The sequence below is a fragment of the Pseudomonas sp. GW821-FHT07G10 genome (assembly GCF_059418545.1).
In genome coordinates this window covers 486,671-508,966 of the sequence record NZ_JBWKQB010000002.1, presented here as the reverse complement: position 1 = coordinate 508,966, position 22,296 = coordinate 486,671, and the positions used below count along the sequence as shown (strand labels likewise).

Here is a 22,296-nt window from a genome sequence, read left to right as displayed (position 1 = left end):
CATGAGAGCCGACCTGGAAATCATCCAAGAATGGATCCCCGCCGGCAGCCGCGTGCTCGACCTCGGTTGCGGTGATGGCGAACTGCTGACCTGGCTGCGGGACCACAAGCAAGTCACTGGCTACGGTTTGGAAAACGACCCGGACAACATTGCCGAGTGCGTGGCCAAGGGCATCAACGTCATTGAGCAGGATCTGGACAAAGGGCTGGGCAACTTTGCCAGCAACAGTTTCGATATCGTCGTCATGACCCAGGCCCTGCAAGCCGTGCACTACCCGGACCGGATCCTCGACGAAATGCTGCGGGTCGGCCGTCAGTGCATCATTACCTTCCCCAACTTCGGTCACTGGCGCTGTCGCTGGTACCTGGCCAGCAAAGGCCGGATGCCCGTTTCGGAGTTCCTGCCCTACACCTGGTACAACACGCCGAACATCCACTTCTGCACGTTCGGAGACTTCGAAGAACTGTGCCGTGAGCGTGAAGCGCGGGTCATCGATCGCCTTGCCGTCGATCAACAACATCGACATGGGTGGGCCAGTAAGCTATGGCCTAATCTATTAGGTGAGATCGGCATCTACCGCGTCAGCAGCCCCGGACTGCAGGACCACAAGGTCGCGGTGTAAACCACGTTATTTCGAGGAGAACGATCATGGGTCGTTTAGCTCTGTTTCTGCTCACAGCCTGCCTGAGCGTTACGGCCATGGCGGCCGAAGCAATCAAGAGCGATCGCCAGGAAACCTTCGGTGATCTGACGGTGCACTACAACACCTTCAACTCCACCTACTTGCAACCGGATATTGCCAAATCGGCAGAGCTGATCCGCAGCAAGAACCAGGGCGTGATCAACGTGGCGGTGCTCAAGGCCAACAAACCGGTGATCGCACAGGTCAGTGGCTCGGTAAAGGACCTGACCAGCAAGAGCATCCCGTTGAGCTTCAAACAGATCACTGAACAAGGCGCGGTCTACTACATCGCGCAATTCCCTGTGGACCAGCAGGAAACCCGTACCTTCACAATCAACGTTCAAACTGGCAGCGACACCAACAGCTTCAGTTTCAACCAAGAGCTTTTCCCAGGCGAATAATGAACTTCACGCAACTCGTATTGGCCAGCCATAACGCCGGCAAGCTCAAAGAACTCCAGGCCATGCTCGGCGAGTCGGTGCACTTGCGCTCGATCGGCGAGTTCAGCAGCGTCGAGCCAGAAGAAACCGGCCTGTCGTTCGTCGAAAACGCCATTCTCAAGGCCCGTAACGCCGCACGCATTTCTGGCCTGCCGGCATTGGCCGACGATTCAGGGCTGGCGGTGGACTTCCTCGGCGGTGCGCCCGGTATCTACTCGGCACGCTACGCCGACGGCCAGGGCGATGCGGCCAACAACGCCAAACTGCTGGATGTATTGAAAGATGTGCCTGAGGCCGAACGCGGCGCGCAGTTCGTTTGTGTGCTGGCGCTGGTGCGACATGCCGATGATCCGTTGCCGATTCTCTGCGAAGGGCTGTGGCACGGCCGTATCCTGACCCAAGCCAGCGGCGAACACGGTTTCGGCTACGACCCGCTGTTCTGGGTGCCGGAACGCGCTTGCTCCAGTGCACAACTCAGCCCGACCGAGAAAAACCAGCTGAGCCATCGCGCCCGCGCCATGGCTCTGCTGCATCAGCGTTTGGGTCTGGCATGACTCAGGATTCATCCGTGCAGCCGCTGATTTTCGGCGGTTCGCAGACGCCTCGCGCGGCCCTGCCCCAGCTGCCGCCCCTGGCGCTGTACATCCACATCCCGTGGTGCGTGCGCAAATGCCCGTATTGCGACTTCAACTCCCACACTGCCAGCCCCGTGCTGCCGGAAGAGGAGTATGTGGACGCCCTGTTGGCTGACCTTGATCAAGACTTGCATGCAGTTTACGGCCGCGAGCTGAGTTCGATCTTCTTCGGCGGCGGCACACCAAGCCTGTTCAGCGCGCAAGCGTTGGGCCGCTTGCTTAAAGGTGTGGAGCAGCGAATTCCGTTTGCCAGCGACATCGAAATCACCCTGGAGGCTAACCCCGGGACTTTCGAGCAAGAAAAATTCGTCGCTTACCGCGCCTTGGGCATCAATCGTCTATCGATTGGTATTCAGAGCTTCCAGCAAGAGAAACTCAAGGCCCTGGGGCGGATCCACAACGGCGATGAAGCGATTCGCGCCGCTGGCATGGCCCGACAGGCCGGGTTCGACAACTTCAACCTGGACCTGATGCACGGTTTGCCCGATCAGTCCCTGGACGATGCCCTGGACGACTTGCGTCAAGCCATCGCATTGAAGCCGACTCATCTGTCCTGGTATCAGCTGACGCTGGAGCCGAACACAGTGTTCTGGAATCAGCCGCCGACCCTCCCGGAAGACGACACCCTGTGGGATATTCAGGAGGCCGGGCAAGCGCTGTTGGCCGAGCACGGTTACGCCCAGTATGAAGTGTCGGCGTATGCCCAGCCCGGTCGTCCGGCGCGGCATAACCTCAATTACTGGAGTTTCGGTGACTTCATCGGCATCGGTGCCGGGGCGCACGGCAAGCTCAGCCATTCGGACGGGCGCATTGTCCGCACCTGGAAAACGCGTCTGCCGAAGGATTACCTCAACCCGGCCAAAAGCTATAAGGCTGGCGAGAAAGCCCTGACCAACGAAGAGCTACCGTTCGAGTTCCTGATGAACGCCCTGCGCCTGACTGACGGTGTCGAGGCGCGGCTGTATCCGGAGCGCACCGGCCTGACGCTGGAAAGCCTTGCCGAAGGCCGTCGCGAGGCCGAACAAAGTGGCTTATTGCAGGTCGAACCCACACGCCTGACGGCCACCCCCCGCGGACAGCTATTCCTCAATGACTTGCTGCAATATTTTCTGATCTAAGGAAATCGAATGGATCTGGTACTCGACCTGCTCGCCACCGTGTCCCGCTGGAGTCGCAGCAACCTTTCGGAAATCGCTCTGGCGCTTGTCGGCTGCCTGCTGGTGCTGTTCGGCGCAGACATCAAAGGCTGGATCGAGCAACGCCTGGGCAGCATCGCCGGCGCCTTGCGCGTCCCGTTGATGGCCCTGCTGTGCATGATCGGCAGCGGCGCCGCACTGATCTACGCCACACCGTGGATTGTTCGCGGCCTGAGCCAGTTCAACAACTACAGCCTGGCGCCGGTGTTGTTGGTGGTGCTGGTGTTGATCGGCGTCGTCGCAGACCGCCGCTGAAGCCGAACCCAACACAAAACAAATGTGGGAAGGGCCGCAGGCCATTGGCCTGGTACTGGATACCGACGGTTGGGCGGCTATCGACGCGCTGATCAGCGGCGCGGCACGCGACGGTAGAACCCTGGATCGGCAATTGATCCAGCAGGTTGTCGACAACAGCGACAAGAAACGCTTTTCAATCTCCGCAGACGGCCAACGCATCCGCGCCGTGCAGGGTCATTCGACAAAAACAGTCGATCTGCAATTCGAAGAAAAGCGCCCTCCCGCGACGCTGTACCACGGCACCGCGACCCGGTTCATGGCATCGATCAACGAGAAAGGCCTGATCCCGGGCTCACGTCATCACGTGCACCTTTCCCAGGAAATAGAAACGGCCAGCGCCGTGGGACAACGCTATGGAACGGTAGTGATTCTGAAGGTCGCAGCCCTGGAGATGCTGGAGCAGGGCTTCAAGTTCTATCAGGCCGAGAATGGAGTCTGGCTGACGGAACAGGTGCCGGTGAAGTTCATCGCTCCCTTGTAGGACAAGCCTCTCCCCCTACAGAGCGCGGCTGGTCGCTCCCACCGCTATTTGGACGCTTGAGCGCCAAACTCCTTTTCGTAATAGTCCTTGAGCCTCATGGTGTCTTTGCAACCCAACGTCAGAGCCTGATTCAGATAGACCAGGTTCTGACTGTCCGGCTGACCTTTTTCATTCAGACGCGTGGCCGCCAGTATGTAATAGGCCTCCGCCCGATATTGATCGTAGGTCAGCACCATGGCGTTGTTACGCGCCTGAATAGCGGCCAACGTTCTTTCAGCCGTCAACTCTGCCCGCAAGTCCTGGAAACATGACGACCGCTTGGCTGGCAGCGGGTAGTAGTCACGATTGCCATCTACTCGCTGAAGCATCTGCTTCAAATCTTCCAGGTACTTCAAGTGACCTGGGCTCCTGAAGTCAAACCGCATGTACGCCATATCACACTGAAAGTGATAAGCAACGGCGGACGCCAGCAAGCCTTGACCCATTGCCTTCTGCAAAGGCTCACAGAACTGTTTGCGCTCCTCGTCGGTCGGGCCAAACTTGCTTTCGATATTGGCCAACAGATATGTCGCAACAACGTGACCACCCTCGGACGCCATCTTCAGGTCGTGTTTGAATGCCAAGAATGTCGCTTCAGCGTCCTTCATCGCCTCGGATGCATTTTGGGGGTCAAGCTTTCCGCTGGCTTCCAGCTTTACCAATTCATCGGAAACATGCCTGAGTTGCTCCGACTTCTGCCGGGCTCGCTCAAAGTATTCGTCCGCCGATATCGGGGGCAGGCTGGCAGTAGTGGTTGCGAAGGCCGTCGAAGACAACAGGCTCAACAACAATGCGGTGGCGAGGATCAATTTCAAACCTTGTCTTCCTTTACTAGTACGGACGCAGAGCTGTCGGCGGATGAACACCGATCTTGAACCCGACACAAAACAAATGTGGGAGCGGGCTTGCTCGCGATGGCGGTCTGACAGTCAACTTAGATGTTGAATGTTATGGCCTCATCGCGAGCAAGCCCGCTCCCACATTTTGTATTGCGTTACGGCTTAAGCCAGCTTTTCGAACTTCAAATCCCACACGCCATGCCCAAGACGTTCGCCACGGCGTTCGAACTTGGTGATTGGGCGTTCGGTAGGACGCGGTACGCATTTGCCGTCTTCGGCGAGGTTGCGGTAGCCCGGCGCGACGTCCATGACTTCCAGCATGTACTCGGCGTAGGGTTCCCAGTCGGTAGCCATGTGCAGCACACCGCCGACTTTCAACTTGCTACGCACCAGCTCAGCGAACGACGCTTGAACGATGCGACGCTTGTGGTGGCGGCTCTTGTGCCACGGGTCCGGGAAAAACAGCAGCAGGCGATCGAGGCTGTTATCCGCGATACAACGATTGAGTACTTCGATCGCATCGCAATCGTAGACCCGCAGGTTGGTCAGGCCCTGAGTCAGCACGCCATTGAGCAGCGCGCCGACACCCGGACGGTGAACTTCAACGCCGATGAAATCCTGTTCCGGTGAAGCCGCAGCCATTTCCAGCAGCGAATGACCCATGCCGAAACCGATTTCCAGGGTGCGCGGCGCGGAACGACCGAACACCTGGTCGAAGTCCACCGGCGCATCGGCCAGTGGCAGAACGAACAGCGGCGTACCTTGTTCCAGACCTTTTTGCTGGCCTTCGGTCATACGCCCGGCGCGCATCACGAAGCTCTTGATGCGGCGGTGCTGGCGTTCTTCGCCTTCTTCCTGCTGGATAGGCGTGTCGTTTGATTCAGTCATCAATGGCTCTTACTTGATCAGACCATCCAGCGGCGAGGAGGCGCTGGCATAAAGTTTTTTCGGCATGCGCCCGGCGAGATACGCCAGACGGCCTGCCACAATGGCGTGCTTCATGGCTTCAGCCATCATGATCGGCTGCTGCGCGTTAGCGATGGCCGAGTTCATCAGCACCGCTTCGCAACCCAGCTCCATAGCGATGGTTGCGTCGGAAGCAGTACCGACACCCGCATCCACCAACACCGGGATCCTGGCTTCTTCGAGGATGATCTGCAGGTTGTACGGGTTGCAGATCCCCAGGCCAGTACCGATCAGGCCGGCCAGCGGCATCACGGCGATGCAGCCGATTTCTGCCAATTGCCGGGCAATGATCGGGTCATCGCTGGTGTAGACCATGACGTCGAAACCTTCTTTGACCAGTACTTCAGCGGCCTTGAGGGTTTCGATTACGTTAGGAAACAGGGTTTTCTGATCAGCCAGGACTTCAAGCTTGACCAGGTTGTGACCATCCAGCAGTTCACGGGCCAGACGGCAGGTGCGCACCGCTTCGATCGCGTCATAGCAACCGGCGGTGTTCGGCAGGATGGTGTAACGATCCGGCGGCAGGATGTCGAGCAGGTTCGGTTCACCCGGGTTCTGGCCGATATTGGTCCGACGTACGGCAACGGTGACGATCTCGGCACCCGAGGCCTCGATGGCCAGGCGGGTTTCTTCCATGTCACGGTACTTGCCGGTACCTACCAGCAAACGCGACTGGTAAGTACGACCGGCCAGGACGAAGGGCTTATCGCTACGAACGTTGCTCATGGGAAATCCTCTGTTGGGGTGAGGTTCTGCAGAATGTGTCGACGCTGAATAACCGAGTGATCTAACCGCCGCCGATGGCGTGCACCACTTCGACCTGGTCACCCTCTGCGAGAGCCGTCTCGGCGTGCTGGCTGCGCGGGACGATATCCAGATTGAGTTCGACCGCCACCCGGCGTCCGGTCAGATCCAGACGGCTCAGCAGGGCCGCGACGGTTTCGCCGTCGGGCAGTTCGAAGGATTCACCGTTCAACTGAATGCGCATGCCGGATGCCGTCATCATTTTTAGGGGCCAGCATTCTAGCCCGATCAGTCAGGCCGACCCAAGCCATTCGTCATGAAATGGACCGCTCGGTCAGCTCAACCGCCAGGCGGCAAGGCCGAGGCAGAACCAGCCGACCAGAAAGGCCAACCCGCCAAATGGCGTGACGATACCCAGCGTGCTGACACCGGTCAGGGTCAACAGGTACAGACTGCCGGAGAACAGCAAGATGCCGATGGCGAATGAAGCGCCCGCCCAGGTCATCAAACGCCCGGAAATCTGTGTCGCCAGCAACGCTACCGCCAGCAATGCAAGGGTGTGCACCAATTGGTAAGTGACCCCTGTGTGAAAAATCGCCAGGTACTCCGCGCTCAGGCGACTTTTCAGGCCATGAGCAGCAAACGCTCCAAGGGCGACGCCGGTAAACCCGAAGAAGGCAGCCAGCATCAGAAAGCCACGCAGCATGAGGAACTCCAGTCAGAATCATTCAACAAGGTCTGTATAATGACCCGCTCCACGGGTTCGACCAAGCCATCTCTATGCTGCGTTTACTTTTTCGTCGTTTCACCAAAGCCCTGTTCTGGTTCGCAGTTGGCAGCGTTTTGCTGGTACTGGTGTTTCGTGTCGTGCCACCACCTGGGACGGCGTTGATGGTCGAACGCAAGGTCGAATCCTGGTTCGACGGCGAGCCTATTGAGCTGCAACGCAGCTGGCGGCCGTGGAACGAGATATCCGACGACTTGAAAATCGCGGTGATTGCCGGCGAGGACCAGAAGTTCTCCGAGCACTGGGGTTTTGATTTCGGCGCGATTGAGGCGGCGCTCGCCCATAACGAGCACGGCGGCTCGATCCGCGGTGCCAGCACCCTGAGCCAGCAAGTATCGAAAAACCTGTTTCTGTGGTCCGGTCGCAGCTGGCTGCGCAAGGGCCTGGAAGCCTGGTTCACGGGGCTCATCGAAGTCTTCTGGCCCAAGCAGCGGATTCTTGAGGTGTACCTCAACAGCGTCGAGTGGGATGACGGCGTGTTCGGCGCCGAAGCGGCGGCTCGGCATCACTTCGGCGTCAGCGCGGCGTCCTTGTCGCGTCAGCAGGCCAGCCTGCTGGGGGCCGTACTGCCTAATCCGCGAGCCTGGAGCGCCAGCCATCCGAGCAGCTATGTTGCAGGCCGCGCGAGCTGGATTCGCCAGCAGATGGGCCAGTTGGGTGGGGATGGCTATCTCGCGGGGTTGAACGATTCGCGCAGGGCGCCTTGGGCGCTGTGATCATTGGAGAGCGATGCAGAACCTGTAGGAGCGAGGCTTGCCCGCGATGAACGATGACGCGATGTTTCAGATATACCTCGGTCGCAGCTATCGCGGGCAAGCCTCGCTCCTACAACAGCACAAACGAAAACGCCCCGATCAGATCGGGGCGTTTTTTTGTCTGGACGCTGCGTTTTAAGCGGCGATCGACAGTTTCAGCTTGTTCATCGCGCTCTTCTCAAGCTGACGAATACGCTCGGCTGACACGTTGTACTTCTGCGCCAGGTCATGCAGCGTGGCTTTATCTTCTGCCAGCCAGCGCTGGTAGAGAATGTCGCGGCTTCGATCGTCGAGCACTTCCAGCGCTTCGTGCAGGTTGCTGCTGGAGTTGTCGGTCCAGTCGGCGTCTTCCAGTTGACGCGCCGGATCGTACCGGTGGTCTTCCAGATAGTTGGCCGGCGACTGGAAGGCGCTGTCGTCGTCTGCTTCCGCAGCCGGGTCGAAGGCCATGTCATGGCCGGTCAGGCGACTTTCCATCTCGCGCACTTCCCGTGGCTCTACGCCGAGGCTTTCTGCCACACGATGGACTTCTTCGTTGTTCAGCCAGGCCAGACGTTTTTTCTGGCTGCGCAGGTTGAAGAACAGCTTGCGCTGAGCCTTGGTGGTGGCGACCTTGACGATGCGCCAGTTGCGCAGGATGAATTCGTGGATTTCAGCCTTGATCCAGTGCACGGCGAACGACACCAGGCGCACACCCATTTCCGGGTTGAAGCGTTTTACCGCTTTCATCAGGCCGACGTTGCCTTCCTGGATCAGGTCAGCCTGAGCCAGACCGTAGCCGGAATAGCTACGCGCTATATGTACTACAAAACGCAGGTGGGCGAGCACCATCTGCCGAGCCGCCCCAAGATCCTGCTCATAATAGAGACTCTCGGCCAGTTCACGCTCCTGCTCCGGTGTCAGCAATGGGATGCTGTTCACCGTGTGCACATAAGCCTCCAGGTTTGCACCCGGGACTAAAGCATATGCAGGTTGCAAAGAAGTGGTCATACGAAAAAACCTCCGACTCACATAACTCGTGCAGTTCAGCACTGCGAAAATTGACCGGGAACCGCAGGACAAGTTCCCTAGAAAGCTGAAAGGTCAATACAAGCAAAAAGACACTACTTCGGCGCAAGCTCCCTCAGGTGGCGTGCTACCGCGATCCAAGCACCGATATACCCTAACAGCACCGCGCCAAGCAAGAGCGACAGACCATCGGCGGGTGGCACCCCCGCCAGCGCAAAATCACTGCCGTACAACCCGGCCAGCCCGACCACCGCGTCGTTCAGCCAGTTGAGGCCGAACGCCAATACGCCCCAGGAAAAAATCCCTGCACCGAAGCCATAAAGCGCACCCATATATAGAAAGGGCCTACGCACATAGCTGTCAGTGCCGCCGACGAGTTTAATCACTTCTATCTCTATGCGGCGGTTTTCAATATGAAGACGAATGGTATTGCCTATCACCAAAAGTAATGCAGAAACCAAAAGCACGGTCAGACCGAACACAAAACGGTCCCCCAGCTTGAGAATCGCTGCCAGGCGCTCGACCCAGACTAGATCAAGCTGCGCCTGTTGCACCTTCGGTAGCCCGGAAAGTCTTTGTCTTAATGCTTCAAGGGTGGGCTTGTCGACTTCATTCGGGGTCACCAGGACCACGCCCGGCAACGGATTCTGCGGCAGCTCTTTGAGCGCCTCGCCCAGGCCAGACTGCTGTTGAAACTCTTCCAGCGCCTGATCACGGCTGATGTACTCAGCATCCGCGACGCCCGGCAGGCCCTTGATCTGCTCACGCAGGTGCTCGCCTTCGTTGGCGCTGGCGTCGAGTTGCAGGTACAGGGAAATCTGCGCCGCACGCTGCCAGGACCCGCCTAGACGTTCGACATTGCTCAGCAACAGTGAAAGCCCCATCGGCAAGCTGAGGGCAACGGCCATTACCAGACAGGTGAAAAAGCTGCCGATCGGCTGTTTGCCCAGGCGACGCAGGCTGTCCAGCAGGCTGGCGCGGTGACTCTCGATCCAGGCATGCAGCAAGGTGCTGAAGTCCGGCCCGTCGTCATCGTCACGTTTTTTCTTCTGCGGTTGCGGGTCGGCGGCCTTTGGCGCCACACGCTCGGAAACCTTCGGACTGCGTGTCGCACTCATGCCCCAGCCTCCCCGTCGCCGATAAGGCGGCCGCGTTGCAGCGTCAGCATGCGATGACGCATGCGGGCAATCAGCGCCAGGTCGTGGCTGGCGATCAGCACGCTGGTGCCCAGCCGGTTGATGTCTTCGAATACACCCATGATTTCCGCCGCCAGACGCGGGTCGAGGTTACCGGTCGGTTCGTCCGCCAGCAGCAGTGCCGGGCGGTGAACGATGGCACGGGCAATACCGACGCGCTGTTGCTGGCCGGTGGACAGGTCACCCGGGTACAGGTCGGTCTTGTCCGAAAGCGCCACACGCTCGAGGGCCGAGTCCACGCGCTTGGCGATTTCAGCCTTGGACAGGCCAAGAATCTGCAACGGCAAGGCGATGTTGTTGAACACCGTGCGATCGAACAGCAACTGGTGGTTCTGGAACACCACGCCAATCTGCCGACGCAGGAAAGGAATCTGGGCATTGCTGATCTGACCCAGATCCTGGCCGGCCAGCAGCAACTTGCCGGTAGTCGGGCGCTCCATGGCCAGCAACAGCCGCAATAAGGTGCTTTTACCGGCGCCGGAATGGCCCGTAACAAACAAAAATTCGCCCCTTCGGACTCGAAAGCTCAGCTCATGCAAGCCGACGTGTCCGTTCGGATAGCGTTTACCGACCTGTTCGAAACGAATCATGAACGCTCCCGCTCGGCAAAAAGTGCCTGGACAAAGGGTTCGGCTTCAAAAGTACGCAGATCATCGATGCTTTCACCGACACCGATGTAGCGAATGGGCAGGCCAAATTGCTTGGCCAGGGCGAAAATCACCCCGCCCTTGGCCGTGCCATCGAGCTTAGTCAACGCCAGACCGGTCAGCTCGACCGTCTGATGGAATTGTTTGGCCTGGTTGATAGCGTTCTGGCCAGTGCCGGCGTCGAGCACCAGCAGTACTTCGTGCGGCGCATCGGCGTCGAGTTTGCCGATAACCCGACGAACCTTCTTCAGTTCTTCCATCAGGTTGTCTTTGGTGTGCAGGCGACCGGCGGTGTCGGCGATCAATACATCAATGCCACGGGCTTTGGCGGCCTGGACTGCATCGAAGATCACAGACGCGGAATCGGCCCCGGTATGCTGGGCGATCACCGGGATCTTGTTGCGCTCGCCCCAGACCTGTAATTGCTCGACCGCCGCTGCACGGAAAGTATCACCGGCCGCAAGCATGACTTTCTTGCCTTCGAGTTGCAGTTTCTTCGCCAGCTTGCCAATAGTGGTGGTTTTACCGGCACCGTTCACACCAACCACCAGAATCACGAATGGCTTGTTCTGCGAGGTGATGTTCAGTGGCTGCTCGACCGGTTTGAGCATGCTCGCAAGCTCGGCCTGCAGGGACTTGTAGAGTGCATCGGCGTCGGCCAGCTGTTTACGTGCGACCTTCTGGGTCAGGCTCTGGATGATCACCGAAGTCGCTTCGACACCGACGTCAGCGGTCAGCAGACGGGTTTCGATATCTTCCAGCAATTCGTCATCGATCAGCTTCTTGCCCAGGAACAGGCTGGCCATGCCCTCGCCGATGCTGGCACTGGTCTTGGACAGGCCTTGCTTGAGGCGGGCAAAGAAACCGACTTTGTTTTCTTCGCGACTGGCACCGACCGGCTCCGCGGCTGCAGGCAATTCACTCGGCGCGCTGGGTACTGGCGCAACTGGCGCAGTAACAACCGGTGCAGCGACTGGCACTGGCGCCGGAGCCTGGACAGGTTCTGCAGCAACAAATGCGGCAATCACTGACTCTGGGACATCGGGTTCAACAGCAACCGGCTCAACAAACGAAATCGGCTCGACAGCCAGCAGCTCTACCGCTTGCTGAGTGACCGTTGGCGCAGGAATCGGCGGAGTGATATGCGGCGCCAGCTCATCTTCGACCAGCCCCACCGGCTCTTCTGCCACCGGCAGGACCAGCCAGGGCTTGTGTTCGACTTCCGGCGTCAGCGGTGCTTCCTGCGCCAGAGCAGGTTCAGCTACCGGCTGATGCACCGACTCGGTGATCGGCAACACCAGCGGCGCCGGCGCTTGTGCAACGGGCGCAGCTTCTATTACCGGCTCAGGAACGGCCTCAGGAAGTGGCTTTGGCTGTTCGACGACGGTTTCCTGCGGCTTTTTGCGCAGCCACCCGAACAGGCTTTTTTTCTCGCCAGCCGCAGCTGGGCTCTTCTTGTCGTCGTTGGAACCAAACATGGATGACGGCTATCTCAAGGTAGCGACGCGCCAATGTGACGCCTCGACAGATAAATATTCGATGCAGAACAGACTGCTTTTTAGCCAGCTTGTTCACGCGCAACATTTTGTCGAGGTGCCCATCGGCACCTCAAAGGTCGACTAATACGAAGGACTGGTACGGCATCGTCGGCGAAAACGCAGAGTTTAGTTGACAAACTCAAAGCTTCAGCCGCAAACCCAAACAACCTGCTGACCATTCAAAGGCCTGATAGGCGTGGCCGCCAGTAAAACGGATCAGTATCCTAGGGCGTGTCATCAATCATTACCAGTACCGCGTGGCCGCCTGAAAACGGGCCTGATAGTGCGCGGTACTGGTAATGATTGATGACACGCCCCAACCTCTCGCCCGCCGACGCCAAGACCAAGCGGGCAGCCCAACAGGTTTAAAAACGAATGAATGCTCTAGCCCGCCGCGCCGCAGGCCTGTTGCTCAGCACAGTTTGTCTGCCTCTTTCAGCTCTGGCTGCCGACCCACAGCCCACCCACGAGTTCACCCTCGACAACGGCCTGAAAGTGGTCGTGCGAGAAGACCATCGCGCTCCCGTGGTGGTTTCGCAGATCTGGTACAAGGTCGGCTCCAGTTATGAAACCCCGGGCCAGACCGGCTTGTCCCACGCTCTGGAACACATGATGTTCAAGGGCAGCGAGAAAGTCGGTCCCGGCGAAGCCTCGTTGATCCTGCGCGATCTGGGCGCCGAAGAGAACGCGTTCACCAGCGACGATTTCACCGCCTTTTACCAGGTACTGGCTCGCGACCGCCTGGGCGTGGCTTTCGAACTGGAAGCCGACCGCATGGCCAACCTGCGCCTGCCGGCCGATGAGTTCAGCCGTGAAATTGAAGTGATCAAGGAAGAGCGTCGCCTGCGCACCGACGACAAGCCGACGTCCAAGGCCTTCGAGCGCTTCAAGGCCATGGCTTACCCGGCGAGCGGTTACCACACGCCAACCATCGGCTGGATGGCGGACCTGGACCGGATGAAGGTCGAAGACCTGCGCCGCTGGTACCAGTCCTGGTATGTGCCGAACAACGCCACGCTGGTGGTGGTCGGTGATGTGACCCCGGATGAAGTCAAAGCCTTGGCCCAACGCTACTTTGGTCCGATCGCCAAACGCGCCATACCGCCAGCGAAGATCCCGCTGGAGCTGGCCGAGCCCGGCGAACGCCAGATCACCCTGCACGTGAAGACCCAACTGCCGAGCCTGATGCTGGGCTTCAACGTGCCAAGCATCGCCACTGCGGTGGACAAGCGCTCGGTGAATGCCTTGCGACTGATCTCGGCCCTGCTCGATGGCGGTTACAGCGCACGCCTTCCGACCCAACTGGAGCGCGGCGAAGAGCTGGTCTCCGGTGGCTCGTCGAGTTACGACGCCTACACCCGTGGCGACAGTCTGTTCACGCTCTCTGCGACGCCCAACTCCCAGAAAAAGAAAACCATGGCCCAGACCGAAGCGGGCCTGTGGCGCCTGCTCGAACAGTTGAAAACCACTGCCCCCACCACGGATGAACTGGAACGCGTCCGCGCCCAGGTGATCGCCGGCCTGGTCTTCGAGCGTGACTCGATCACCAGTCAGGCCACTGCCATCGGCCAGCTGGAGAGCGTCGGACTGTCCTGGAAACTGATGGATACCGAACTCGCCGAGCTGCAAAGCGTGACTCCGGAAGACATCCGTAACGCCGCCCGCACCTATTTCACCCGCGAACGTCTCAGCGTTGCGCATGTCCTGCCCGAGGAGACAACACATGAGTGAGCGCAAAAAATCACGCCCGGCCTTGATCGGCCTGGTACTCGTCGCGCTGGTCGTTTCACTGGGTTTCTACTTCAGCCGCCCAGGCCAATCCGATGCCAGCCAGGCACTCGATCAGGCCAAGGCCAGCAAAAAGCTGCAATCGCTGACCGAGCTGGACGGCAAGGCGCCAAGCCACCGTGCGCTGGACGTACAAACCTGGAAAACCGCCGAAGGCGCCAAGGTGCTGTTCGTTGAAGCCCGCGAACTGCCGATGTTCGACATGCGCCTGACCTTCGCCGCGGGTAGCAGCCAGGATGGCAGCACACCCGGTCTGGCGCTGCTGACAAACGCCATGCTCAATGAAGGCGTGGCAGGTAAAGACGTCGGCGCGATTGCCGAAGGCTTCGAAGGTTTAGGTGCCGATTTTGGCAATGGTGCTTATAAAGACATGGCGATAGCATCGCTGCGCAGCTTGAGCGCCGTTGATAAACGCGCACCTGCCTTGAAGCTGTTTGCCGAAGTCGTGGGCAAACCGACACTCCCGGCTGACTCGCTGGCGCGAATCAAAAACCAGATGCTCGCCGGTTTCGAATATCAGAAGCAGAGCCCCGGCAAACTGGCGAGCCTTGAGCTGATGAATCGCTTGTACGGCAATCATCCTTATGCCCACGCCAGCGATGGCACGGCGAAAAGTATTCCGTCGATCACCCCCGCGCAAATACGGACGTTCCATGACAAGGCTTATGCCGCTGGCAATGTGGTGATTGCCTTGGTCGGCGACCTGTCACGCACGGAAGCCGAAGCCGTTGCCGCGCAAGTTTCCGCCGCGCTGCCGAAAGGTCCGGCGCTGGCCAAAATCGAGCAACCGGTTGAGCCTAAGGCCAGCATTGGCCATATCGAGTTCCCGTCCAATCAGACCAATCTGATGCTCGCGCAACTGGGCATTGACCGTGATGATCCGGACTACGCGGCGCTGTCCCTGGGCAACCAGATCCTCGGCGGTGGTGGTTTCGGTACACGGCTGATGAACGAAGTCCGCGAGAAGCGCGGCCTGACCTATGGCGTATACTCCGGTTTCTCCCCGATGCAGGTCCGCGGGCCGTTCATGATCAATCTGCAAACCCGCGCCGAGATGAGCGAAGGAACGCTGAAACTGGTCCAGGACGTTCTCGCCGATTACCTGAAAACCGGTCCGACCCAGAAAGAACTGGACGACGCCAAGCGTGAACTGGCCGGCAGCTTCCCGCTATCCACCGCGAGCAACGCCGATATCGTCGGTCAGCTTGGTGCCATGGGTTTCTACAACCTGTCACTGAGCTACCTTGAAGACTTCATGCAACAGTCCCAAAGCCTGACCGTCGACCAGGTCAAGACTGCGCTGAACAAACACCTGAGCGCTGACAAAATGGTTATTGTCAGCGCCGGGCCAACCGTTCCACAAAAGCCGTTACCGGCCCCTACTGACAAACCTGCCGAGCAACCGCTCGGGGTTCCGGAGCATTAATGGCCAGCCCATCGCGTCCCAGCAAAAAACCTGTTCACAACGTCCATAACGGCGTTGGTCAGCTGCGTATCATCGGCGGAGAATGGCGTAGCCGTCGCCTGAGCTTCCCGGACGCTCCGGGCCTGCGCCCGACCCCGGACCGCGTCCGCGAAACCCTGTTCAACTGGCTCGCACCGTACGTCGTCGGGGCCAAGGTGCTCGACCCGTTTGCCGGTAGCGGCGCACTGTTCCTCGAAGCGCTGTCCCGCGGCGCTGCCATGGGCCAGGCGCTGGACAGTAGCAACATTGCCGTTTCCAGTCTGCGCGAGCACTTGGGCACCCTGCGCTGCACCACCGGTCACGTGCAGACCGCCGACGCCTTGCGCTACCTGGAAACCCAGCCGGCGACGCCGTTCGACCTGGTATTTCTCGATCCACCGTTCAACCAGAACCTGTTGCCCGCTGCCTGCACACTGCTGGAAGAGCGCCAATGGCTGGCCGACGCCGCGTGGATCTATACTGAAAGCGAAACGGCGCCCTCGACGCTCGGCCTTCCAGCCAGCTGGCGCCTGCACCGGGAGCAAAAATCCGGGCGGGTGCACTACGCGCTGTGGCAACGTATGGCAGAGACCGTCGGTTAATCGACAGGCCTGAAAAAGGTTCATACCCGGGGTCTGTTGACAGACCTTGGGTACGCAATTGTGCACCGAGAAAAATCGTGCCTACACCGTCAGATCGTTTCACCCCCGCCTTTGGCCTGGGCAACCCGCACCTGCAAACCTTGTGGGGCCCACTGTGGCGCAAAACCACTCATCTCGACCGGCAACGTGAACGACTCTGGCTTGAAGATGGCGACTTCCTCGACCTCGACTGGCATGGCCCTCATAGCTCCAATGCCCCCTTGGTGCTGGTGTTGCACGGACTGACCGGGTCTTCAAATTCGCCCTATGTGGCCGGGTTGCAAAAAGTGCTGGCAGTTCGAGGCTGGGCCAGCGTGGCGCTGAACTGGCGCGGCTGCTCGGGCGAACCGAATCTGTTGCCACGCAGCTATCACTCCGGCGCCAGCGAAGACCTCGCGGCAACGATCAGCCATCTGCGGGCCCAGCGGCCGTTGGCTCCGTTGTATGCAGTCGGCTATTCGCTGGGCGGTAATGTGCTGCTCAAACATCTGGGGGAAACCGGCCACGACAGCGAGCTGCTGGGCGCCGTGGCGGTTTCGGTTCCCTTTCGTCTCGACCAGTGCGCTGACCGTATCGGCCAGGGTTTTTCCAGGGTTTATCAGGCGCATTTCATGCGCGAGATGCTCGCCTACATCAAAAACAAGCAACGGCGATTCCTGCATGACGGCCGCCACGAAGGCCTGGCCACCCTGGACGGGCTTGGCTCGCTGGACAACTTGCGGACTTTCTGGGATTTCGACGGCCGGGTCACCGCGCCACTGAATGGGTTTCTGGATGCCGAAGACTATTACCGGCGCGCCTCCAGTCGTTATTTTCTCGGGGCCATCCGCACACCGACCCTGATCATTCAGGCAGCTGACGATCCGTTCGTATCCCTCCACAGCTTGCCGCAGGCTGAAGAGCTGTCACCGAGCACGCAGTTTGAATTGCAGACCAAGGGTGGGCATGTCGGTTTTGTCGACGGAACCCTGCACAAACCCGGCTACTACCTGGAACGCCGTATCCCGCATTGGCTGACCGGTGCAGGTCACAGGTAGCGCTGATGAACACTGAGGGCGAGTCGATCCGCTTCTGGCAAGCCGCGCCGCTGGCCGGTGTCGAGTTATTGGCCGCCCGCTACATCGAACACCGTTTTGTACCCCATGTGCATGATGGTTATGTCATTGGCCTGATCATGGCCGGCGCCCAGCGTTATCGCTATCGCGGCGCAGAACATCTGGCGGGCACCGGGACATTGGTGCTGATCAATCCGGACGAATTGCACACCGGCCACAAAGGTACCGATGACGGGTGGCTGTATCGGGCCTTTTATCCAGACAACGACCAGATTCTTTCACTGCTGGCCGAGCTCGAACTCCCGGCCAACAGCCTTCCGGCATTCGGTGCCACGCTCTATCGCGATCCGGACCTGGTGAGCGGCTTCTGCCAGCTGCACCGGTTGCTGGAAAGCCCGGCCACGGCGCTGCAACAGCAGACAGTCTGGCGGGAAATGATGTTGTCTTTGCTGCAACGGCACGCGGGAGTGCCCACGCCCGGTAAGCCAGGGCAGGAACATCGCGCCATTGTCCAGGCCAAAGAGCTGCTGCAATCGCAACTGGCCTCGCCGCCCTCCCTCGAAGAACTGGCCACTGCGGTTAACCTGTCACCCTTTCATTTCGCCCGAGTGTTTCGCCGGGCAACCGGCATGCCGCCACATACCTGGCTGATGCAGCAGCGCATTGCTCAAGCGCGGGCATTGTTGCGCAAAGGCTGCCTGCCGCTGGAAGTGGCGACGCAATTGGGCTTCGCCGACCAGAGCCATCTGAGCCGGCAGTTCAAGCAAGTCTATGGCGTCGGGCCGGGGGCTTATCGGACCGCAAGCGCAAGATCGTTCAAGACAGACTTTTCCTGAGCTGCCTAAGATGCGGGCAACAAGGAGAGTCTTGATGACCCGCAAACAGCTTTATTCCCGAGGTATCCGCGACAGCTTTGCCATGGCCGTGGGCATTCTGCCGTTCGGGCTGATCTTCGGCACATTGGCCGGCGCCGCTGGCCTGACGTTATGGCAAGCGGTCGGTATGTCGCTATTCGTCTACGCCGGTTCCGCGCAATTTATCGTCATCAGCCTGTTCGGCGCGGGTGCCGGTGCGGTGGTGATTCTGCTGACGACCTTTATCGTCAATCTGCGCCACGTGCTTTACAGCGCCACCCTGCAGCCTCATGTCAGCCAGTTGCCGCAGCGTTGGCGAGTGTTGTTGGCGTTTTGGCTGACGGATGAAACCTTCGCAGTGGTTCAACGCTTCTATCTGCTGCACGGTGATCGCCCGCTTGCGCACTGGTATTGGCTGGGCGTCACCAGTTCGCTGTATGTGTGCTGGGTGTCGAGTTCACTGGTGGGTGTGCTGTTCGGTCAAGCCGTGCCGGACTTGGCGAGCTGGGGGTTGGAGTTTGCCATGCTGGCGACCTTTATCGGCATCGTCGTGCCGTTGCTGCGCAATAAACCACAAGTTGCTGCAGCGCTGGCGGCAGGCGCCGTAGCATTGGTGACTTATGGCTGGCCCTACAAACTCGGACTGATGGCAGCCGCTTTCAGCGGGATTGCGGTGGGCGCAGTGTTGGAGCGCCGACGATTGGCGACTCAGACTGGCAAGGAGTTGCACTCATGAGCTACTGGTGGCTGATTTTCGGCATGGCCGCGATTACCTTTGTGCTGCGCTACAGCTTGTTCGCCTGGCCAAATCTGAGCTTCCCGCCGCTGGTGCGCCAGGGTTTGCACTATGTGCCGACAGCGGTGCTGACGGCTATTGTGGTGCCCGGCATGTTGCTGCCCGATGGTGAGCATTGGGCGCTGAACCTGAGTAATGCGTATCTGTTGGCGGGGTTGGTCGCAATTGCCATTGCCGCGTTGACCCGGCATTTGCTGGCGACCATTGGAGGCGGGTTGCTGGTGTTCTTTTTGTTGCGCTGGATGATGGGGCAATTGCCGGTCTAGTGATCGTTCCCACGCAGGAGCGTGGGAACGATCGTTATCTTCAATCGCCCTTGGCGATGCCACGCTTGGGATCGGTAATCCACTCACTCCACGATCCTGCATACAGACGGGCCAGCGGATAACCTGCCAGGCACAACGCAAAAAGGTTATGGCAAGCCGTCACGCCGGAACCGCAATAGGCCACCAGTTCACTCGGCGAGCGGTCACCCAGCTTCGCAGCGAAACGTTGCTTGAGCTGGTCTACCGGGAGAAAACGCCCGTCGCCACCCAGGTTTTCGCTGAACGCCGCGCATTGTGCGCCGGGGATGTGCCCGGCCACGGGGTCGATCGGCTCCACCTCGCCACGGAAACGCGGCTGGGCGCGAGCATCGAGCAAGGTCAGGGTTGGCTGGCCGAGGCGCTTTTGCAGTTGTTCGGCACTCAATAGCAGCGAGTCGTCTGGTGTACCTGCAAAGCTGCCGGGGCGTGTATCAGGCGCGTCCAGACTCAACGGCAAACCAGCCGCGTGCCAGGCCTTCAAACCGCCATCGAGAATGAACACACCGTCGCGCTTGCCCAGCCAGGCCAGCAGCCACCAGGCGCGTGCGGCAAATGCGCCGGGGCCATCGTCATACAGCACAATTTCACTTTCGGCATTGATACCCCAGGCCTGCAAACGCTCAGTCAGCTGCTCGGGATCCGGCAACGGATGGCGACCGGTCACCCCCTTGATCACAGGACCGCTGAGGTCACGCTCCAGATCGGCGAAAGATGAGCCGGCGATATGCCCTTCGGCATAACTGCGCTGGCCGTAGTCCGGGTCTTCCAGGGCAAAACGGCAATCCAGAATCACCAGCCCGGCCTGCTCCTTTTTCAAGTCCAGAGCTTGAGGGCTGATCAATTGCGCAATGGGCATAACGGGCTCCTGTGATTAAGTCTGTGGTTGATCCTACTGCACTTCTTCCAGTGCCTGCGCCAGCGGCACATAAAACTCATCGAACAGCGCGGTCACTGCCCCCCGAGCCTGGTCAGTGACAAATCCGGCTTCCAGTACCAACACCTGATAGACCCCGCGCTTGATGGCCTCTTCACTCAGATGCGTGGAATTTTCCCGCGTGGTGCAGAGAAAGCGCACCCAGGAGGTGAGGATGATCCAGGCGTTGAGGGTCAGGGATTCAATCTGGACCCTGCCCATGCTCAGGATTCCGGCCTCGACAAAGCCCTCGTAAATGGCCGTGCCCTGGATCAGACAGCGCTGGGAAAACCGTCGGTAGCGAGCGGCCAGTTCCGGGTCACTGTCGAGCAGGTGTTCGAGGTCTCGGTGCAGGAATCGGTAGCGCCACATGGCGGCGAGCAGCGCCTGCAGGTAATAGCGTTTGTCTTCGACCGTAGCCGCACGGCCCTGGGGTGGGCGCAGGAAACTGTCCACCAGGTTTTCGTACTCACTGAACAGCACGGCGATGATCGCCTGCTTGTTGGGGAAGTGGTAATACAGGTTGCCCGGGGAAATTTCCATGTGGGCCGCGATGTGGTTGGTGCTGACGCTACGCTCGCCCTGCTGATTGAACAGCTCAAGGCTGTTCTGGACGATGCGCTCGCTGGTTTTTATCCGTGGGGCCATGGGCTTGGGCTTTAATTCAGAGTGCGTTGCCGAGCATCTTACGACCTATCCCGAATCGGATAAATCAAAGCTGTCGAGTGATGTCATTTGACATTTTAGAGCATAGACTCTAAAAACAAGCCTCTCGAATAAAAATCGGAGCCATCCATGCCTGCCGACATTGCCTATCTGCAAGACTCTCAACCGCAACTGGATGAGCTCCACAGGCTGTTTGCCGCCCAGCGCCAGGCCTATGCGGCCCACCCAATGCCGCCAGCGGCGCAACGCCAGCAATGGCTCAAGGCCTTGCGTCATGTGTTGAGCGACGAACGCCAGGCATTGATAGACGCCATCAGCCAGGATTTCAGCCACCGCAGCGCCGATGAAACCTTGCTTGCCGAACTGATGCCCAGCCTGCACGGCATTCATTACGCCAGCAAACACCTCAAGGGCTGGATGAAATCATCCCGACGCAAGGTAGGCGCAGCCTTCCAGCCCGCCTCGGCCAAAGTCATCTATCAACCACTGGGCGTGGTCGGAATTATCGTGCCGTGGAACTATCCGCTTTACCTCGCCATCGGCCCCTTGGTCGGCGCGTTGTCCGCCGGTAATCGGGTGATGCTCAAGCTCAGCGAGTCGACGCCGGCCACCGGGCAATTGCTCAAGGAATTGTTGGCTCGGGTCTTTCCAGAGGATCTGGTCTGCGTGATATTGGGAGAAGCCGAAGTCGGCATGGCGTTTTCCAGACTACGCTTCGATCACCTGCTGTTTACCGGCGCCACCAGCATTGGCAAGCATGTCATGCGCGCCGCGGCAGAACACCTGACTCCCGTGACCCTGGAACTGGGCGGCAAATCGCCGGCCATTGTCTCCGCCGACGTACCGCTCAAGGATGCCGCTGAACGCATCGCCTTCGGCAAAACCCTGAATGCGGGACAAACCTGTGTCGCTCCGGATTACGTGCTGGTGCCGGAGGACCGCGTTGGCGCCTTCATCGAAGCCTATCGCAAAGCCGTTCGCGGGTTTTATCCCAAGCTTGCAGACAACCCGGACTACACCGCGATCATCAATGACCGACAAATGGCACGGCTCAACGGTTACCTCAGCGACGCCACCAGCAAGGGCGCGTTGCTGATCCCGCTGTTCGACCAGGGTCAAGGTCGACGCATGGGCCACAGCCTGTTGCTGAACGTCAACGACGAGATGACCGTAATGCAGGACGAAATCTTCGGTCCGGTGCTGCCCATCGTCCCCTACACCGGCCTGGATCAAGCCTTTACCTACATCAACCAACGACCGCGTCCGCTGGCGCTCTACTACTTCGGCTACGACAAGGCAGAACAAAGCCGCGTGCTCAACGAAACCCACTCAGGGGGCGTTTGCATCAACGACACCCTGCTGCACGTCGCTCAAGACGATATGCCGTTCGGCGGCATCGGCGCATCGGGGATGGGCCATTACCACGGCCGTGAGGGCTTCCTGACGTTCAGCAAGGCCAAGGGCGTGCTGACCAAGCAGCGGCTGAATGCGGCGAAATTGATTTACCCGCCTTACGGAAAATCCATCCAGAAGCTGATTCAGAAGCTGTTTGTCCGCTAACCACATTGCTGTCGGGTAATAACA

27 protein-coding genes are annotated in these 22,296 nt (G+C 59.4%); 16 read left to right on the top strand and 11 right to left on the bottom strand.

The genetic code is table 11. The features are described from left to right. Position 1 precedes the first annotated feature (1 nt). The 6 genes from metW to AC07O1_RS05665 are packed head-to-tail and all read left to right on the top strand — an operon-like array spanning position 2 to position 3,731. Entirely contained in the window at positions 2-622 is a 621-nt protein-coding gene (gene metW / locus AC07O1_RS05690) for a methionine biosynthesis protein MetW (RefSeq protein WP_494990714.1), read from the top strand. Positions 623-648: 26 nt separating this feature from the next. After that, positions 649-1,083 carry a DUF4426 domain-containing protein gene (locus tag AC07O1_RS05685; RefSeq protein WP_495088167.1) on the top strand — a complete coding sequence of 145 codons (435 nt, stop codon included), beginning with the start codon at positions 649-651 and terminating at the stop codon, positions 1,081-1,083. Then, the gene (rdgB, locus tag AC07O1_RS05680; protein ID WP_495088166.1) at positions 1,083-1,676 is read left to right on the top strand and encodes an RdgB/HAM1 family non-canonical purine NTP pyrophosphatase; all 594 of its coding nucleotides are present in this window, start codon (positions 1,083-1,085) and stop codon (positions 1,674-1,676) included. The genes AC07O1_RS05685 and rdgB overlap by 1 nt, the downstream gene beginning before the upstream one ends. Continuing rightward, positions 1,673-2,875, top strand: a complete 1,203-nt coding sequence (gene hemW / locus AC07O1_RS05675) for a radical SAM family heme chaperone HemW (RefSeq protein ID WP_495088165.1) — start codon at positions 1,673-1,675, stop codon at positions 2,873-2,875. Before rdgB ends, hemW begins: the two co-directional genes overlap by 4 nt. A 9-nt stretch (positions 2,876-2,884) precedes the next feature. Beyond that, the gene (locus tag AC07O1_RS05670) at positions 2,885-3,208 is read left to right on the top strand and encodes a DUF3392 domain-containing protein (protein WP_494990718.1); all 324 of its coding nucleotides are present in this window, start codon (positions 2,885-2,887) and stop codon (positions 3,206-3,208) included. A 22-nt stretch (positions 3,209-3,230) separates the two neighbouring features. After that, complete coding sequence (locus tag AC07O1_RS05665; RefSeq protein ID WP_495088164.1) at positions 3,231-3,731, top strand: RNA 2'-phosphotransferase; 501 nt, start codon at positions 3,231-3,233, stop codon at positions 3,729-3,731. Positions 3,732-3,775: 44 nt separating this feature from the next. Here AC07O1_RS05665 and AC07O1_RS05660 read toward each other — a convergent pair whose 3' ends face one another. From AC07O1_RS05660 to AC07O1_RS05640, 5 genes are all read right to left on the bottom strand, one after another. Further along, complete coding sequence (locus tag AC07O1_RS05660) at positions 3,776-4,585, bottom strand: hypothetical protein (protein WP_495088163.1); 810 nt, start codon at positions 4,583-4,585, stop codon at positions 3,776-3,778. Between the two features lie 186 nt (positions 4,586-4,771). Beyond that, positions 4,772-5,497, bottom strand: a complete 726-nt coding sequence (gene trmB / locus AC07O1_RS05655; protein WP_495088162.1) for a tRNA (guanosine(46)-N7)-methyltransferase TrmB — start codon at positions 5,495-5,497, stop codon at positions 4,772-4,774. A gap of 9 nt (positions 5,498-5,506) precedes the next feature. Further along, entirely contained in the window at positions 5,507-6,301 is a 795-nt protein-coding gene (locus tag AC07O1_RS05650) for a thiazole synthase (RefSeq protein WP_494990720.1), read from the bottom strand. Between the two features lie 61 nt (positions 6,302-6,362). Next, on the bottom strand, positions 6,363-6,563 hold the full coding sequence (gene thiS / locus AC07O1_RS05645; protein WP_495088191.1) for a sulfur carrier protein ThiS: 201 nt from the start codon (positions 6,561-6,563) through the stop codon (positions 6,363-6,365). Positions 6,564-6,653: 90 nt separating this feature from the next. After that, a complete protein-coding gene (locus AC07O1_RS05640) occupies positions 6,654-7,025 on the bottom strand; it encodes a DUF423 domain-containing protein (protein ID WP_495088161.1) in 372 nt (123 codons plus the stop codon). A 74-nt stretch (positions 7,026-7,099) separates the two neighbouring features. Between AC07O1_RS05640 and mtgA the strand changes: the two genes are divergently transcribed. Beyond that, a complete protein-coding gene (gene mtgA, locus AC07O1_RS05635; RefSeq protein ID WP_495022726.1) occupies positions 7,100-7,822 on the top strand; it encodes a monofunctional biosynthetic peptidoglycan transglycosylase in 723 nt (240 codons plus the stop codon). 174 nt (positions 7,823-7,996) lie between these two features. Here mtgA and rpoH read toward each other — a convergent pair whose 3' ends face one another. The 4 genes from rpoH to ftsY form a co-directional block, all read right to left on the bottom strand. Beyond that, positions 7,997-8,851 (bottom strand): RNA polymerase sigma factor RpoH, encoded by an 855-nt coding sequence (rpoH, locus tag AC07O1_RS05630; RefSeq protein ID WP_494990723.1) that lies wholly within the window; start codon positions 8,849-8,851, stop codon positions 7,997-7,999. Positions 8,852-8,964: 113 nt separating this feature from the next. Further along, complete coding sequence (ftsX, locus tag AC07O1_RS05625; RefSeq protein ID WP_495088160.1) at positions 8,965-9,987, bottom strand: permease-like cell division protein FtsX; 1,023 nt, start codon at positions 9,985-9,987, stop codon at positions 8,965-8,967. Next, positions 9,984-10,655: a cell division ATP-binding protein FtsE gene (gene ftsE / locus AC07O1_RS05620; protein ID WP_494990725.1), complete on the bottom strand. Its 672-nt coding sequence runs from the start codon at positions 10,653-10,655 to the stop codon at positions 9,984-9,986. The genes ftsX and ftsE overlap by 4 nt, the downstream gene beginning before the upstream one ends. Beyond that, entirely contained in the window at positions 10,652-12,190 is a 1,539-nt protein-coding gene (ftsY, locus tag AC07O1_RS05615) for a signal recognition particle-docking protein FtsY (RefSeq protein WP_495088159.1), read from the bottom strand. Before ftsY ends, ftsE begins: the two co-directional genes overlap by 4 nt. Between ftsY and AC07O1_RS05610 the strand changes: the two genes are divergently transcribed. From AC07O1_RS05610 to AC07O1_RS05575, 8 genes are all read left to right on the top strand, one after another. Next, positions 12,189-12,335, top strand: a complete 147-nt coding sequence (locus tag AC07O1_RS05610; protein ID WP_494990727.1) for a hypothetical protein — start codon at positions 12,189-12,191, stop codon at positions 12,333-12,335. The genes ftsY and AC07O1_RS05610 overlap by 2 nt on opposite strands. Positions 12,336-12,625: 290 nt before the next feature. Beyond that, positions 12,626-13,981 (top strand): M16 family metallopeptidase, encoded by a 1,356-nt coding sequence (locus AC07O1_RS05605; protein ID WP_495013095.1) that lies wholly within the window; start codon positions 12,626-12,628, stop codon positions 13,979-13,981. Next, positions 13,974-15,464 carry a M16 family metallopeptidase gene (locus AC07O1_RS05600; RefSeq protein ID WP_495088158.1) on the top strand — a complete coding sequence of 497 codons (1,491 nt, stop codon included), beginning with the start codon at positions 13,974-13,976 and terminating at the stop codon, positions 15,462-15,464. The genes AC07O1_RS05605 and AC07O1_RS05600 overlap by 8 nt, the downstream gene beginning before the upstream one ends. Continuing rightward, a complete protein-coding gene (gene rsmD, locus AC07O1_RS05595; protein WP_494990730.1) occupies positions 15,464-16,084 on the top strand; it encodes a 16S rRNA (guanine(966)-N(2))-methyltransferase RsmD in 621 nt (206 codons plus the stop codon). Before AC07O1_RS05600 ends, rsmD begins: the two co-directional genes overlap by 1 nt. A gap of 77 nt (positions 16,085-16,161) precedes the next feature. Next, positions 16,162-17,160 carry a hydrolase gene (locus tag AC07O1_RS05590; RefSeq protein WP_495088157.1) on the top strand — a complete coding sequence of 333 codons (999 nt, stop codon included), beginning with the start codon at positions 16,162-16,164 and terminating at the stop codon, positions 17,158-17,160. A 5-nt stretch (positions 17,161-17,165) separates the two neighbouring features. Continuing rightward, positions 17,166-18,014 (top strand): AraC family transcriptional regulator, encoded by an 849-nt coding sequence (locus AC07O1_RS05585; protein WP_495088156.1) that lies wholly within the window; start codon positions 17,166-17,168, stop codon positions 18,012-18,014. A gap of 34 nt (positions 18,015-18,048) precedes the next feature. Then, positions 18,049-18,768, top strand: a complete 720-nt coding sequence (locus AC07O1_RS05580) for an AzlC family ABC transporter permease (protein ID WP_495088155.1) — start codon at positions 18,049-18,051, stop codon at positions 18,766-18,768. Next, positions 18,765-19,094: an AzlD domain-containing protein gene (locus AC07O1_RS05575; RefSeq protein ID WP_494990734.1), complete on the top strand. Its 330-nt coding sequence runs from the start codon at positions 18,765-18,767 to the stop codon at positions 19,092-19,094. The genes AC07O1_RS05580 and AC07O1_RS05575 overlap by 4 nt, the downstream gene beginning before the upstream one ends. A gap of 40 nt (positions 19,095-19,134) precedes the next feature. On the opposite strand, the gene AC07O1_RS05570 is transcribed toward AC07O1_RS05575, so the two are convergent. Together AC07O1_RS05570 and AC07O1_RS05565 are read right to left on the bottom strand one after the other, a co-directional pair. After that, positions 19,135-19,989, bottom strand: coding sequence for a sulfurtransferase (locus AC07O1_RS05570; RefSeq protein ID WP_495088154.1), 855 nt, complete (start codon positions 19,987-19,989; stop codon positions 19,135-19,137). A 33-nt stretch (positions 19,990-20,022) separates the two neighbouring features. Then, positions 20,023-20,694: a TetR/AcrR family transcriptional regulator gene (locus AC07O1_RS05565; protein ID WP_495088153.1), complete on the bottom strand. Its 672-nt coding sequence runs from the start codon at positions 20,692-20,694 to the stop codon at positions 20,023-20,025. 147 nt (positions 20,695-20,841) lie between these two features. Between AC07O1_RS05565 and AC07O1_RS05560 the strand changes: the two genes are divergently transcribed. After that, entirely contained in the window at positions 20,842-22,272 is a 1,431-nt protein-coding gene (locus tag AC07O1_RS05560) for a coniferyl aldehyde dehydrogenase (RefSeq protein ID WP_494990737.1), read from the top strand. The last annotated feature ends 24 nt before the right edge of the window (positions 22,273-22,296 follow it).